Source organism: Streptosporangium sp. NPDC049376, assembly GCF_044466505.1.
Lineage (GTDB): Bacteria > Actinomycetota > Actinomycetes > Streptosporangiales > Streptosporangiaceae > Streptosporangium.
In genome coordinates this window covers 1-14,238 of the sequence record NZ_JBITMT010000004.1, presented here as the reverse complement: position 1 = coordinate 14,238, position 14,238 = coordinate 1, and the positions used below count along the sequence as shown (strand labels likewise).

The window sequence follows — 14,238 nt, the reverse complement described above, 5'->3', positions numbered from 1 at the left end:
CCGCTCCCGCCGTCCCGGCTGACGCGCCGACGTCACACCGGTCGGACGCGACTATCCCGTACCGCTCCACACCGAGTTGTCTCTGTGATGTTGCAGTTCGGTCACGTACACGTCCGGCGGATGCCGTACGGCCGCCAACTGGCCCAGCCCAACTTCACAGCAGGATATAAAGCCGACATAGAGTCATATGCGATACGGGAAGGGTCACGCAAAAATACCCTCGCGTCCAGGATGCTCGCGTTCATCGCCCACGGGTGGGCCGCGGCTGGGCTAACGTTGGCGAGGTCGCGGGGGGTTCGAGGCTCCGGCGGCGAACCGCACAATTGCCCTGGAACCTCTTTCTCGGAGATCCCGTCCAATGTGTGCGGCGGACCACCGCCGCAGGCACCCCATCCACCCGCATCCAATAGAGTCCTTGCCATGAGCCAGCCGGAATCCGCGATCGCGGACGCCCAGGCGGGCGGCCCGAGTAACGGCACCCCTGCCAAGCCGCAGGAGCCGCTGGCCAAGCTCGCCGAGCGTTACGGACTTCGGCGTGCCATCGCACGCCCTCGTCTGACCGTCTACCTACGCCAACTGTGGGAACGACGGCACTTCGTCATGACGTACGCGACCTCGCGCAACGTCTCGAAGTACAGCACCTCAGCCCTGGGCCAACTCTGGCAGGTCCTGACGCCCCTGCTCAACGCGGCGATCTACTGGCTGATGTTCGGCGTGATCCTGGGCGCCCGGGGCAACATGGACCCCAACGTCTACATCGCCTTCCTCGTCACCGGGGTGTTCGTCTTCACCTACACCCAGCGCTCGGTGACCAGCGGCGCGAAGTCGATCTCCGGAAACCTGTCGCTCATCCGTGCCCTGCACTTCCCCAGGGCCGCGCTTCCCCTGGCCTACACGATCCAGGAGTTCCAGCAGGTCCTGATCTCCATGGGCGTGCTGATGGTGCTCGTGCTGGTCACCGGCCAGCCGATCACCTGGATGTGGCTGCTGATCCCGGTCGCCCTGCTGCTGCAGACGATGTTCAACATCGGCGCCAGCATGGTCCTGGCCAGGGTCGGCTCGACCGCACGTGACCTGAACCAGCTGCTGCCCTTCATCACGCGCACCTGGCTCTACGCCTCCGGGGTGTTCTTCTCCATCCAGGACAGGGTCGTCGCCCAAGGGCACATGCCCCAGTGGATCGCCGACCTCATGTACTTCAACCCGGCGGCCTCCTACATCGAACTGATGCGCGACCTGCTCATCCAGTTCCACCCCACCCGCCCCTGGGTGTGGTTCACCTGCATATTCTGGGCACTGTTCGCCCTGATCGGTGGCTTCTGGTACTTCTGGCGAGCCGAGGAGAAGTACGGCCGTGGCTGAGTTGACCGAGGAGCTGCCCCAAGTGAAGGCCGACAAGCCTGCCGTCCCCAGCACGGACGTCAGAGTGCATCCCGCTCCGGAGAAGGCTCCACACCCCCGCGCGGGCACCCCGACGGTCATCGTGGACGACCTGCACATCATCTACCGCGTGTACGGCGCGGCCTCGGACAGCGAGAAGGGCAACGCCGCCAACGCCCTGATGCGCCTGGTCAAGCGCCAGGGAAGGCCGGAGATGAAGGAGGTGCACGCCGTACGGGGAGTGTCCTTCGTCTCCTACCACGGCGACGCCATCGGCATCATCGGCCGCAACGGCTCGGGCAAGTCGACACTGCTGCGCGCCATCGCCGGACTGCTGCCGCCGCACTCGGGCGCGGTCTACACCGACGGCCAACCCTCCCTGCTCGGCGTCAACGCCGCGTTGATGCGCGAACTGACCGGCGAGCGCAACATCGTCCTCGGCTGCTACGCCATGGGCATGACCCCCTCCCAGGTCAAGGAGAGGTACGACGACATCGTCGACTTCTCCGGCATCGGAGAGTTCGTCCAGTTCCCCATGTCCACCTACTCCTCGGGCATGGGCGCCAGGCTCCGCTTCGCCATCGCCTCGGCCAAGGCCCACGACGTGCTGCTCATCGACGAGGCCCTGGCGACCGGCGACCGCGAGTTCAAGCGCAAGAGCCAGGAGCGCATCATGCAGATGCGCGAGGAGGCGGGCACCGTCTTCCTCGTCGCCCACAACCTCGACGTGATCGAGGAGACCTGCAACCGCGTCATCTGGCTGCACAAGGGCAAGATCAAGATGGACGGCGACCCCAAGACGGTCCTCGCCGCCTACAACGCCTGAGACACCTATGTGATCACCTGACAGGGCAGGATGAGGAGCGACCAAGAACTACGCTCCCATCGGAGGTGAATCCGTGTCCTCACGGCCACCGATTCCTTATGAGTTCCTGCCCCAGGTTCCCGCGCTGACCGTCGAGAGTGACGACGTCCGCGACGGCGAGACCCTGTCCCTGACCCACGTGTTCGACCGGTGGGGGTCCAACGGGCAGAACGTCTCTCCGCACCTGCGCTGGTCGGGCGCCCCGGAGGGCACCCTCAGCTACGCGGTGACCTGTTTCGACCCCGACGCCCCCACCGGCAGCGGGTTCTGGCACTGGCTGCTGTTCGACATCCCCGCCGACGTGACCGAGCTGCCCGCGGGCGCGGGTGGCCCGGACACCACCTTCGGCGTGCACGGCCGCAACGACTACTCCATCAACGCCTACGGCGGCGCCGCCCCGCCGCCCGGCTGGCCGCACCGTTACGTCTTCGCGGTGCACGCCCTGGACGTGGAGAAGCTCGACGTGAGCCCCGACTCCCCGCCCGCGGTCGTCGGCTTCAACATCACCGCCCACACCGTGGCCCGCGGCTACATCGCCCCGGTCTACGAGAACTGACCCGTCCCCAGGCGGGCACCGGCGTGTCGCGTCACGACCGCCGGCGTCCCGCCTGGTCGGCGGCGCGCCACCTCGGGACGAGCCACACCGGACGGCAATTGACGGACATCGTGATCGACGTTCCGCTATGATTCGAACGTTGTTTCGATCCGAGGAAGTCGTCATGGAGTGGGAGCGCGCGATGCGAGAGTTGTCGGCCGCGATCGACCACCTGGCCACAGAGGACCCGTCCGAGATTCCACGCCTGCAACTCGCCGAGCAGCTCATCGAGCTGCACTGGCAGATGGCCAGGCTTCAGGCCCAGATCGCCCGCCGCACCTCCGTCCGCCCCCCGCGCCCCCAGGACCCGCAGAACCTCTGATCCACCGCGGAAAGCGATCAACACGGAGGGCTGCGGGAAACGCACCGGCCGGAAACCCCTTCCGGCCGACCGATCAGGCCGTCAACCGCCGGGCCAGGGGCACGCGCTCGGCCAGTGAGGGTTCGAAGGGGAAGCGGTCGGCGAACGCGGGGCGCAGATCGGTCAGCCAGACCGCCTTCGGGTCATACTCCGCGAAGAAGGGCTGTCCGACCAGACCGGGGTCACGCGCCTGGATGAGGTGGAGCACGAAGACCTTCCTGCCCTCGACCTCCGTGACACCGTCCACGCACACCTTGCCCGGCGTCGCCGACATGGACGGCCCCCGCACCGTACGGCACAGCCCCGAGACGCTCGCGTAGGCGTCCCTGAAGATCTCGTACCCCCTGGCCAGGGGAACCGCGAAGTAGTCCTGGGGCCCCGTGTCCCGCTCGACGAACATGTAGTACGGCACCATGCCCATCGTCTGCTGGGCACGCCACATGGACGCCCAGGTCTCGGGGCGGTCGTTGATGGACCTGATCAGCGGGGCCTGGGTCCTCACCACCGCGCCCGTCGCGCGGATCCGCTCGACGGCGGTCCTGACGACGGGCGGCTCCATCTCGCGGGGGTGCGAGAAGTGCGCCATGAAGGCCAGGTTCTTGCCGGCCTCGACCACGGAGGCGAACAGGCGCAGCGTGTCGTCGGCGTCCGGGTCGGACACGAAGCGCTGCGGCCAGTAGGCCAGCGACTTGGTGCCGATGCGGATCGACTCCAGCTGCTCAAGGTCGAGCAACGGCTCCAGATAGCGCCTGAGCACCGGCTCCCCCATGATCATGGGGTCGCCGCCGGTGATCAGCACCCCGGTCACCTCGGGATGCTCCTTCAGGTAGCCGACCAGGCTCGCGACGTCGCCCGAGGCGAACTTCAGGTCGGGCTCGCCGATGAACTGGGCCCATCGGAAGCAGTAGGTGCAGTAGGCGTGGCAGGTCTGTCCTTGTTTGGGGAAGAAGAGGACGGTCTCTGGATATTTGTGCTGCATTCCAGGCACCGGGTCGTCCCCGACACGGGGGACGTTGAGGTTGAGCTGCCCCGCGGGATGCGGGTTGAGCCGCTGCCTGACCTCGTGCGCCGCGGCCTGGACCTCTCCCTGGGGAGCCTCCTCCCTCAGCAGGGTGGCCAGCCGGGAGACGTCGGCCTCGGGCAGCATGTCCGGCTGGGGGAAGACCAGCCGGTAGAGGGGGTCGTCGGGTGCCGCCGCCCAGTCGATGAGCTCGTCGACCACGTAGGCGTTCGTGCGAAAGGGCAGCACGGTCGCGACCGCCCTGACCCGGATCCGGCTCTCCTCGTCGAGTCCGGCCCGTCGCAACAGGCCGTCGAGGTGTTTCGCGGTGTAGGCGCGAAACCCGCGCACCACGCTCTCTTGCACGCTCACTAAGTTTTACCTCCGATTTTTGTTGCTTTTGACGTAAACCTCTCCCGCTTCTCGCGCGTCGTTGGCGCTTATATACCCGGACGTAACCAGCTCAGCGGCCGGTTCCCCGGTTCGTCATTTCTTTGCCATCCACCATCGCGATATATCTCGAATAGTCGTACAATCGCCCCATGACCTCCCCAGAACCCACATCTCGGTTCGCTCCCCTGTCCCCCGTGTCACGGGACCCCGGCCTCAACGGCGCCAACGGCGCCGGCCCCACCCTGCGCGCCTCAGACGCCGACCGCGACCAGGTGGCGACCGTACTGGCCGAGGCCCTCGCCTCGGGGCGCCTCACCAGCGTCGAGCACGCCGACCGTCTTGAGGCGACCTACTCCGCCGTCACGGTCGGCGAACTCGCCCCGATCACCCACGACCTGCCGGAGGTCACGACCCCGTCCGGCGGTCTGGGCGCCCAGAACCAGGAGGTCAGCGCGGTCTTCAGCAAGGTCGTCAGGAGCGGCCGGTGGATCGCGGGCCGTCACACGAAGCTGTCCTCCACCTTCGGCGCGCTGATCGTCGACCTGTCCGACGCGGTACTGCCCGGCCGGGAGATCACCCTTGAGGTCACCTCCCTGTTCGGCAAGCTGATCGTCAGGGTTCCCGAGAACGCCCACGTCATCGACGAGGTCGGCGCGCTGTTCGCCAAGCGCGGCATCTCCGGCGGGGTCGGCTCCGGCAACGGCCCCGTCATCAGGGTCACCGGCAAGGCGACCTTCGGTAAGATCATCGTCTCCAGGGAGCGAAGCGACTGGAACCTCCCGGACAGGCCCTAGCCCCTCCGTGAGAGGCCTGGGAAACACGCCCCGGTCCCCCCGACTGCGTCGTTCACCACGGAGCACGCCTACGATGCGGACAAACCATCCCGCACGAGGTGACCGCTTGCCCGAAACCGAGGCTCCCCGCGCCGCAGCGGCCGCCCCGCACGCCTCCTCACATGCCGCTTCGCAGGACATGGCGCCCATAGCCCTCGACGCGATGGGCGGCGACCACGCTCCCCACGAGATCGTGGCGGGAGCCGTACAGGCCGTCAGGGAGCACGGGATCGGCGTGGTGCTCGTCGGCGCGCCGCGCCCCCTCCAGGAGGCGCTCTCCCTCCACGACGCGACCGCCGAGATCCCGATCGTCCGCGCCGAGGAGGCGCTCGCCATGGACGAGGGCGCCCTGGCCAGCCTGCGCCGCCCCCGCTCCAGCATCGCCGTCGCCTGCCACCTCGTACGGCGCGGCGAGGCGTCGGCCGTGGTCTCCGCCGGATCGACCGCGGGCATCGTGGCCACCGGCAAGCTCAGGCTCCGCGGCCAGCAGGGAGTGCTCAGACCGGCCATCGCCGTCGCCCTGCCGACCCTGCCCTCCCCGACCATCCTGCTGGACGCCGGGGCGAACGCCGAGGTCAAGCCGGAGATGCTCGTGCAGTTCGCCCACCTCGGCGCGGCCTACGCCGAGACCGCGCTGCGGATCGAGGACCCCAGGATCGGCCTGCTGACCATCGGCAGCGAACCGGAGAAGGGCAACAAGCTCGTCAAACGGGCCCACGAACTGCTCTCCGCCGCCCCCGGCCTGAACTTCACCGGCAACGTCGAGGGCCACGACCTGCTCACCGGAACCGTCAACGTCATCGTCACCGACGGATTCACCGGCAACGTCGCGCTCAAGACCATGGAGGGCAGCGTCCGCTACGCCTTCGCCGAACTGCGCGGGACGATCCAGGAGAGCCCCGTCGCCAGGGTCGGCGGCATGCTGCAACGCGGCCGCATCAAGCGGTTGCAGCGCCGTCTCGACCCCGAGGTGCACGGCGGCGCCGTACTGCTCGGCCTGAACGGCACGGTGGTCATCGCGCACGGCGCCTCCCAGGCCACCGGCGTGAGCGCCGCGTGCGTGCTGGCGGCGGAGCTGGCCAGAACCGGCGTGGTCGGCCGCGTCGGCGAACGCCTGGCCGCGCACCGTCCCCATCGTCTGTGGTGACGCCCCAGGCGTTCCTCATCCCCGTATGGTGGGATTCGCACCGACCTCGGGGGGACGACACGTGGAGCAGCTGGCCGACCGAGGGCTGACCACGGCCGAAATCGCCGAACGCACGGCCCGGGGACAGGTCAACGAGGTGAGCAGGCGGTCGAGCAGGTCGCTGTCGGCGATCGTCCGCGCCAACGTCCTCACCCTGTTCAACGCGGTGATCGCCGCGCTCTGGGTCCTGATCATGATCTTCGGACAGTGGCAGGACGGCCTCTTCGGGCTGGTGATCGTCGCCAACTCCGCGATCGGCATCGTCCAGGAGTTACGGGCCAAGCGCACCCTCGACCGGCTCGCCGTCGTCAACGAGGCCCCGGTCAGGGTCAGAAGGAACGGCGCGGAGACCGAGATCCCGCCCAGGAAGGTCGTGCTCGGCGACCTGATCCTGCTCTGCCCCGGCGACCGCCTGCTGGTCGACGGCGAGATCACGGGCTCCGGCGGCCTGGAGATCGACGAATCCCTGCTCACCGGGGAGGCCGACCCGGTGCACAAGGCCGTCGGCGACCAGGTGCTCTCCGGCAGCTTCGTGGTCGCGGGCACCGGGTCCTATGTCGCGACCAAGGTCGGTGACGACGCCTACGCCGCCAAACTCGCCCAGGAGGCCAGCGCCTTCGGCCTGGCGCACTCCGAACTGCGCGCGGGTGTCACCAGGTTCATCAAGTACATCACCTGGCTGGTCGTCCCCATCGGCATGCTGCTCACCTGGAGCCAGCTCAACAAGGCGGAGGACTTCGGCCAAGCCGTCACCGGCGCCGTCGCGGGCATCGTCACCATGATCCCCGAAGGGCTGGTGCTGATGACGAGCATCGCCTTCGCCGTCGGCGTCGTCCGGCTCGGCCGCCGCCGCTGCCTGGTCCAGGAACTCCCCGCGATCGAGATCCTGGCCCGGGTCGACGTGCTCTGCCTCGACAAGACCGGCACCCTCACCGCGGGCGGCATGAACCTGGCCGAGGTGCGTTCCCTCGCCGACGACCCGCTCACCCCCTCGCTCACCACTGAGGCCCTGGCCGCGCTCGCCAACCTGGAGGAGACCCCCAACCCGACCGTCCAGGCCATCAGGGTCGCCCACCCCGCCCCGCCCGGCTGGCACGCGACCACGACCGTCCCCTTCTCCTCGGCCCGCAAGTGGAGCGGAGCGGAGTTCGCCGGCAAGGGCGCCTGGGTCCTCGGCGCCGCCGACGTCCTGCTCACCCCCGAGACCCCCGGGTACGGCCAGGCCGCCGACCTGGCCGCGACCGGCCTGCGCGTGCTCGCCCTCGGCAGGGTCGCCACCCTGAACGACCCCGTGGGCTCCGTCGAGCCCCGGGCCCTCGTCGTGCTCGAACAGCGCATCCGCCCCGAGGCCGCCGACACCCTGCGCTACTTCGCCGAACAGGGTGTCACCATAAAGATCATCTCGGGGGACAACCCCGAGTCCGTCTCCGCCATCGCCACCGCTCTCGGCGTCCCCGGCGGGCGCGACGCGGTCGACGCCCGCACCCTGCCGGAGGACGACCCGGACAAACTCTCCGAGATCCTCGACACGAACACCGTCTTCGGCCGGGTGACCCCGCACCAGAAACGGCTCTTCGTCAGCGCCCTGCAGTCCAGGGGCCACACGGTCGCGATGACCGGCGACGGCGTCAACGACGTCCTGGCCCTCAAGGACGCCGACCTCGGTGTGGCGATGGGCTCCGGCAGCGGCGCGACCAGGGCGGTCGCCCAGATCGTGTTGATGGACGACGACTTCACCAGCCTGCCCTCCGTGGTCGGCGAGGGCAGACGGGTGCTGGCCAACATCGAACGCGTCTCCAGCCTCTTCCTCACCAAGACCTTCTACGCGCTCGTCCTGTCGCTGCTCGCAGGAATCTTCGGGCTCGCCTTCCCGTTCACCCCCCGGCACTCCACGCTGGTCAACGCGCTGACCATCGGTGTCCCCGCCTTCTTCCTCGCGCTCGCGCCGAGCAGCGAACGGGCCAAACCGGGGTTCGTGCCCCGGGTGCTCCGCCTGGCGATCCCCTGGGGAGTGGTCTGCGCGCTGGCCGTCCACCTGTCGTACCTCCTGGCCGAGACCCGCGGCGCGACCCCGGAGGAGAGCCGTACCGCGGCCGTCATCACCCTCTTCCTGGTGACCTGGTGGGCGCTGGTCCTGATCGCCAGGCCGTACCTGTGGTGGCGCGTCACACTGGTCGGGGCCATGGTGGTGCTGTTCGCGCTGTCCCTCGCCGTACCGTTCACCCGCGAGTTCTTCGCGCTCACCCTCAGCGACCCCGCCGACGACGTGGTCTCGATCGCGATCAGCGTGGTCGCCGCGCTCGCCCTGACGATCGTCTTCCGGGTCATGCGACCGGTCGATAAATCGCCGGTTCAGGACAGACCAACCGATACCCTTGAGGTATGACCGACCCGCAACTCGTGCTCACCGAGCGCGTCCAGCAGGCGCTGGGCGCCGCCTTCGGTGCTGAGTACACCGACGCAGACCCGCTGATCCGTCCCTCGCAGTTCGCCGACTACCAGGCGAACGTCGCGATGAGTCTGAGCAAGCGACTGCGACGAGCCCCGCGGGAGGTCGCCCAGGAGATCGCCGACCGGCTCACCGACTTCCCCGGCACCGTCGAGGTCAGCGGCCCCGGCTTCCTGAACATCACCCTCTCCGACGACTGGATCACCGCCCAGGCCAACGAGTCGCTCGCCGACCCGCGCACGGGCGTGGCCCTGACCGGCTCCCCGCAGACCGTGGTCATCGACTACTCCGCGCCGAACGCCGCCAAGGAGATGCACGTCGGCCACCTGCGCACGACCATCGTCGGCGACGCGCTGGCCCGTGTCCACGAGCACATCGGCAACCGGGTCGTCCGGCAGAACCACCTGGGTGACTGGGGCACCCCCTTCGGCATGCTCATCGAGCACCTGCTCGACATCGGCGAGAAGGCCGCCGTCGCCCAGCTGGAGGCGGGCGAGGGCAACGCCTACTACCAGGCGGCCAGGGCCAAGTTCGACTCCGACCCGGAGTTCAACCAGCGCGCCCGCTCCCGGGTCGTCACCCTCCAGGCCGAAGAGCCGGAGACCATGCGGCTGTGGCACATCTTCATGAACGCCACCGTCCGCTACTTCAACAAGGTCTACACCCAGCTCGGCGTCACGCTGACCGACGACGACATCGCCGGCGAGAGCATGTACAACCCCGTGCTCGCCCAGGTCTGCGACGAGCTCCAGGAGCGCGGCATCGCCGTCGTCAGCGACGGCGCGCTGTGCGTCTTCCCGCCCGGCTTCACCGGGCGCGAGGGCCAGCCACTCCCCTTCATGATCCGCAAGAGCGACGGCGGGTACGGCTACGCCACCACCGACATGGCCACGATCCGCTACCGCGTCCAGGACCTCAAGGCCGACCGGCTCCTCTACGTGATCGGCGCGACCCAGGCCCAGCACATGTCGATGCTGTTCGCCTCCGCCAAGATCGCCGGATGGCTGCCCGACCACGTCCACGCGGAGCACGTCCAGATCGGCAGCGTGCTCGGCAGCGACGGCAAGATGTTCAAGACCCGTAGCGGCGAGTCGGTCAAACTCCTCGAACTCCTCAACGAGGCAGAGGTCCGCGCCGCCGAGGTCATCCGCGACAGCGACTACGGCGACGAGGAGCGCAGGGAGATCGCCCACGCCGTCGGCATAGGCGCGGTCAAGTACGCCGACCTGTCGGTCAGTCACGACAGCGAGTACGTCTTCGACTTCGACCGCATGCTCGCCCTGACCGGCAACACCGGCCCCTACCTGCAGTACGCCCAGGCGCGGATCCGCTCCATCTTCCGCAAGGGCGAGGTCGACCCGGCGCAGGCGACCGGTCCGATCGTCATCGGCCACCCGGCCGAACGGGCCCTGGCGCTGCGACTGCTCGGGTTCGGTGCCGCCGTCGCGGAGATGGCCGAAAGCTCCGCCCCGCACAAGCTCGCCGCCTACCTCTTCGACACCGCCAGCGCCTTCACGACGTTCTTCGAGAACTGCCCCGTCCTGAAGAGCGACGTCGACCCGGCCGTGCGCGCCTCCCGGCTCGCCCTGTGCGCCCTCACCCTGCGTGTCCTGGATACCGGTCTGGGCCTGCTCGGCGTCCCGGTACCCGACCGTATGTGAGCCGTTCCGCCGGATGATCACCTCGATTCGGCAAATCGAGGTGATCATCCGGCAAAGTTCGATTCGGCGCGCCTCCCGAGGGGGATGACCGAATCGCACTACGCTGGCGCGGTCATCGGTCACAACTTCGGAGAGTTCTCTGCCTTGAGCATGGACCTGACCGCGAACCCTCACGCCAAGACGGAGTTGCACCGCTACGCCGAGGCGCTCCTGACGAACCTGGCCGCCGACGCCACCTGCTCCACGATTCCCGCCCCCACGAGCTCGACGAACGTTCCCGACTACTGGCTGTCCCCCGCCGTCGAGGCCCTGCTGCTCCTCCTGCGGGGACAGGACGCCGTCGAACCGCTCGGCCGCGCCGCCCAACTCGACGATCGGCGCACCGCCCTGTTCCTGTGTCTCTCCCTGGCCCTGTGCGGGCAGGGCGAACGCATCCACGCCTCCTGGATGGGCACCGCCTTCGGCGAACTGTCCCTCGACCGTCCGGTGTCCCACGGCCAGCGCGCGCTCTGGCTCGCCGCCGCCCAGGGGGCGTACGGCCCGGCGGGCAAGATCTTCGTGCTCCGCAAACTCGACGCGGTCGCCGTACCCTCACGATCCGAACCCGCCAGATGGTTGAGCGCGCTGACCCCGCACGAACCGTCGATGGTCGTGCCGCCCTCGCTGGTCGACTTCCCCGAACTGGCCGAGTTCCCCGAGCTGGCGCAGCCGGTCCAGGCCTCCGCCCAGCTCACCCGCCTGCTCGGCCGCTGCACCGAGATCACCACGACCAGGGCCGCCGGCACGGGCCGTACGTCACGCGCCCTGTGGTCGGCGGAGGAGACCTTGACCGTACTGCGTGGCCTGGTGCGGCCGGAGCGCGTCGTGAAGGGGCCGCAGCGGCCGGAGAAGCCGCTCACCGAGCACCTGCTGGACGACCTGCGACCCTCCTCCGACCCGGCCCTCGCGGCCATCGCGCTGCACGTCGCCGCGCCGATCGTACGGACCGCCGCGGAGAGCCTGACCAGGGCCACGCAGGTGGCGCCGCCCGAGTCGGTCTCCATCCCGCTCCTCGGTCACCGGGTGATCCTGCGGCCCTCGGGTCCCGACCCCGAATCCCTGGCCGCCGCCGAACGGCACATCGCCGTGGAAGGCGTGCAGACCCTGGGCAAGCCCTGGCTCGCCTACTCCCTGCTGGCCCTGGCGGTGACCGCCCTGGTCGTCGCGGCCGTCACCCCGGCCACGCTGCCCTCCGCCGTGCTGGCGCTACTGCTGGCCGCGGGAGGGGCGCACCAGCTCTGGTCGCGCCGCCGACGTGAGCGGGCGGACGCCGAATATGTCACGAAGCAGCTCTCCGAGCTGCGGGAACTGGCCGACGGCGCGGTGTGGGCCCTGCACGAGTACGCCCGTGAGGCCGACAAACGCGCCCAGGGAGCCACCTCCGACCTGGCGGAACTCACCCGCCTGCTGCGCAGGGGCCCCCGGGCCGCCTAGCCGTACGGCCTCACACGACCCGGGGCACCGCTGTGACTTCGGGGATCAGGCGGTGGTGATCTCCACATCCGCGGGGGCCAGCAGGAAGACTTTCTCCGCGATGCGCTCGATGTGCCCCTCGCAGCCGTAGGCCAGCCCCGCCGCGAAGTCCACCATTCTTGTGGCTTCCGCGGTGCTCATGCAATTGACATCCATGATGACGGTCTGGCCTTCACGGAAGTGCTTGCCGATGATCGGAGCGTCGTTGTACTTACGCGGAGTGAGCATGACGATGCGGGAGGGCTCGACGACGGCGCGCCAGCGCTTGGCCGCACGCTCCGAGGCCGGCTGCCAGTCCTCGCCCTCGACCTCGTCCTCGTAGTCGTAGGCCTCGTCGTAGTCCTCAGCTCCACCCAGCCCCAGGTAGCTCGCCACCTTACGCACTGCCCCCATCGGCTTGTCCTTTCCTACAGGACCGCGCCGTACTCGGCCTGTCCCTACAACCTTGGACGTTAACCGACGAAGTAAGGTTCGCCGCGCGACACGCCCAGCGCATATTCCCACTTTGTACGGCTAGCGCACCGGTCCTGTCTGGCCTCTCTACCCGCTTTGGGCTGCTTATCTCCCACATGGCTAGAGTTACGCCATGCATATATACACAGTTGATTCGTTTACTGATCAATTTTTCAAGGGCAACCCGGCGGGGGTCTGTATACTCGATAACCCCACGCCGGACGGCTGGATGCAGGACCTCGCCGCGGAGATGCGGCACTCCGAGACCGCGTTCCTGCTCGGCGGACAGCCCGGCGAGCCGTACTCCCTGCGTTGGTTCACGCCGAAGACCGAGGTTGATCTTTGCGGTCACGCGACGCTGGCCGCGGCGCATGTGCTCTACTCCACCGGGCCCGCGCCGGACACCCTCAGGTTCAGCACCAGGAGCGGAATCCTGTCCACGACCAGGGAGAACAACGGCCTGATCAGCATGGACTTCCCCGGTAAGACCCTTGAGGAGGTCGCCCCTCCCGAAGGGCTACTGGAGGCACTCGGGGTCGAGCCCCGGTGGGTCGGTAAGAACGTCTGGGACTATCTGGTCGAGGTCGAGTCCGAGGAGACGGTACGGGCCGCCTCTCCCGACCTCCGCGCGCTGGAGGCCGTGGACGCGAGAGGGATCATCGTCACGGCCCAAGCATCGCAGCCTGGCGTGGACTACGTCTCCCGGTTTTTCGCCCCCCGGGTCGGCATCCCGGAGGACCCGGTGACCGGTTCGGCCCACTGTGCCCTGGCGCCTTGGTGGTCGAGCCGGCTCGGCTCGGACACGTTGCTCGGCGCCCAGCTGTCCGAGCGTGGCGGCCTGGTTCGCACGACCGTACGGGGAGACCGGGTGGAGCTGGCCGGCCGAGCGGTAACCGTCCTGTCCGGCGAACTCCACGCCCTCCCACCCCGCTCCTGAAACAAAAAAGGGGCAGCTACCGCCGCCCCTCAAACACCCACACGCACCCCAAAGCCAGACATACACAAAAAAGGAGGACAGCCCCCCCACGCCCCGCCTGGAACACCACCACACCACACCACACCACACCAAAAACCCCAGGGAACCCAGAACCAACCCCGCGGGGAACCCCACACAAAAAAGGGGCGGCCTTCGCCACCCCACACCCAGGGAACAACCCCCAAGAGCCACACACAAACAAAAAAGGGGGGGCCACCCCGAAAAGGATGACCCCCCACAAAGATTGTCCGGCGGCGACCTACTCTCCCACACCGTCCCCGGTGCAGTACCATCGGCGCTGAAGAGCTTAACTTCCGGGTTCGGAATGTAACCGGGTGTTTCCCCTTCGCCATAACCGCCGTAACACTATGAAACACACAAACAACCACCGCACCAACACGGGTGTTTGCTGTCTCAGAATTGCCTAGTGGACGCGAGCAAAACCCCACCACACCACAACCATGGTCTGTGATGGACACAAAAACCTTGAGGTCAAGTCCTCGGCCTATTAGTACCGGTCAGCTCCACACGTTACCGCGCTTCCACACCCGGCCTATCAACCCAATCATCCATT

12 protein-coding genes and 2 rRNA genes are annotated in these 14,238 nt (G+C 68.2%); 10 read left to right on the top strand and 4 right to left on the bottom strand.

Translation table 11 applies throughout. From position 1 onward, the window contains the following. The first annotated feature begins 420 nt into the window (after positions 1–420). The 4 genes from ACIBVQ_RS13030 to ACIBVQ_RS13015 all read left to right on the top strand — a co-directional run bounded on the left by ACIBVQ_RS13030 (position 421) and on the right by ACIBVQ_RS13015 (position 3,162). Positions 421–1,362 (top strand): ABC transporter permease, encoded by a 942-nt coding sequence (locus ACIBVQ_RS13030; protein ID WP_352014332.1) that lies wholly within the window; start codon positions 421–423, stop codon positions 1,360–1,362. Beyond that, entirely contained in the window at positions 1,355–2,206 is an 852-nt protein-coding gene (locus tag ACIBVQ_RS13025; RefSeq protein ID WP_362917539.1) for an ABC transporter ATP-binding protein, read from the top strand. Before ACIBVQ_RS13030 ends, ACIBVQ_RS13025 begins: the two co-directional genes overlap by 8 nt. Positions 2,207–2,279: 73 nt before the next feature. Beyond that, complete coding sequence (locus ACIBVQ_RS13020; protein WP_352014334.1) at positions 2,280–2,801, top strand: YbhB/YbcL family Raf kinase inhibitor-like protein; 522 nt, start codon at positions 2,280–2,282, stop codon at positions 2,799–2,801. Between the two features lie 163 nt (positions 2,802–2,964). Continuing rightward, positions 2,965–3,162: a hypothetical protein gene (locus ACIBVQ_RS13015; RefSeq protein ID WP_352014335.1), complete on the top strand. Its 198-nt coding sequence runs from the start codon at positions 2,965–2,967 to the stop codon at positions 3,160–3,162. A gap of 73 nt (positions 3,163–3,235) precedes the next feature. On the opposite strand, the gene ACIBVQ_RS13010 is transcribed toward ACIBVQ_RS13015, so the two are convergent. Beyond that, positions 3,236–4,573, bottom strand: coding sequence for a KamA family radical SAM protein (locus ACIBVQ_RS13010; RefSeq protein ID WP_399177479.1), 1,338 nt, complete (start codon positions 4,571–4,573; stop codon positions 3,236–3,238). A gap of 215 nt (positions 4,574–4,788) precedes the next feature. Here ACIBVQ_RS13010 and ACIBVQ_RS13005 point away from each other — a divergent pair, with 215 nt between their 5' ends. The 5 genes from ACIBVQ_RS13005 to ACIBVQ_RS12985 all read left to right on the top strand — a co-directional run bounded on the left by ACIBVQ_RS13005 (position 4,789) and on the right by ACIBVQ_RS12985 (position 12,196). Beyond that, positions 4,789–5,388: a DUF1707 domain-containing protein gene (locus ACIBVQ_RS13005; protein ID WP_399177477.1), complete on the top strand. Its 600-nt coding sequence runs from the start codon at positions 4,789–4,791 to the stop codon at positions 5,386–5,388. A 178-nt stretch (positions 5,389–5,566) separates the two neighbouring features. After that, positions 5,567–6,574: a phosphate acyltransferase PlsX gene (gene plsX, locus ACIBVQ_RS13000; protein ID WP_352014346.1), complete on the top strand. Its 1,008-nt coding sequence runs from the start codon at positions 5,567–5,569 to the stop codon at positions 6,572–6,574. A gap of 61 nt (positions 6,575–6,635) precedes the next feature. Continuing rightward, a complete protein-coding gene (locus ACIBVQ_RS12995) occupies positions 6,636–8,999 on the top strand; it encodes an HAD-IC family P-type ATPase (protein ID WP_399177475.1) in 2,364 nt (787 codons plus the stop codon). Beyond that, positions 8,996–10,723: an arginine--tRNA ligase gene (gene argS, locus ACIBVQ_RS12990; RefSeq protein WP_362779176.1), complete on the top strand. Its 1,728-nt coding sequence runs from the start codon at positions 8,996–8,998 to the stop codon at positions 10,721–10,723. The genes ACIBVQ_RS12995 and argS overlap by 4 nt, the downstream gene beginning before the upstream one ends. 150 nt (positions 10,724–10,873) lie before the next feature. Then, positions 10,874–12,196, top strand: coding sequence for a hypothetical protein (locus tag ACIBVQ_RS12985; protein WP_362779504.1), 1,323 nt, complete (start codon positions 10,874–10,876; stop codon positions 12,194–12,196). Positions 12,197–12,241: 45 nt separating this feature from the next. On the opposite strand, the gene ACIBVQ_RS12980 is transcribed toward ACIBVQ_RS12985, so the two are convergent. Next, a complete protein-coding gene (locus ACIBVQ_RS12980) occupies positions 12,242–12,628 on the bottom strand; it encodes a cell division protein SepF (RefSeq protein ID WP_352014340.1) in 387 nt (128 codons plus the stop codon). A gap of 193 nt (positions 12,629–12,821) precedes the next feature. On the opposite strand from ACIBVQ_RS12980, the gene ACIBVQ_RS12975 reads away from it, so the two are divergent. Further along, positions 12,822–13,625, top strand: a complete 804-nt coding sequence (locus ACIBVQ_RS12975) for a PhzF family phenazine biosynthesis protein (RefSeq protein ID WP_399177473.1) — start codon at positions 12,822–12,824, stop codon at positions 13,623–13,625. A 285-nt stretch (positions 13,626–13,910) separates the two neighbouring features. Here ACIBVQ_RS12975 and rrf read toward each other — a convergent pair. Further along, positions 13,911–14,027, bottom strand: a 5S ribosomal RNA gene (gene rrf / locus ACIBVQ_RS12970). A gap of 125 nt (positions 14,028–14,152) precedes the next feature. Continuing rightward, a 23S ribosomal RNA gene (locus ACIBVQ_RS12965) occupies positions 14,153–14,238 on the bottom strand; the annotation flags it as partial.

Coding starts and splice junctions, on each gene's coding strand:
- ACIBVQ_RS13015 (WP_352014335.1), top strand. CDS start 2,965: ATGGAGTGGGAGCGCGCGATGCGAGAGTTGTCGGCCGCGATCGACCAC.
- ACIBVQ_RS12975 (WP_399177473.1), top strand. CDS start 12,822: ATGCATATATACACAGTTGATTCGTTTACTGATCAATTTTTCAAGGGC.
- argS (WP_362779176.1), top strand. CDS start 8,996: ATGACCGACCCGCAACTCGTGCTCACCGAGCGCGTCCAGCAGGCGCTG.
- ACIBVQ_RS12980 (WP_352014340.1), bottom strand. CDS start 12,628: ATGGGGGCAGTGCGTAAGGTGGCGAGCTACCTGGGGCTGGGTGGAGCT.
- ACIBVQ_RS13030 (WP_352014332.1), top strand. CDS start 421: ATGAGCCAGCCGGAATCCGCGATCGCGGACGCCCAGGCGGGCGGCCCG.
- ACIBVQ_RS12985 (WP_362779504.1), top strand. CDS start 10,874: ATGGACCTGACCGCGAACCCTCACGCCAAGACGGAGTTGCACCGCTAC.
- plsX (WP_352014346.1), top strand. CDS start 5,567: ATGGCGCCCATAGCCCTCGACGCGATGGGCGGCGACCACGCTCCCCAC.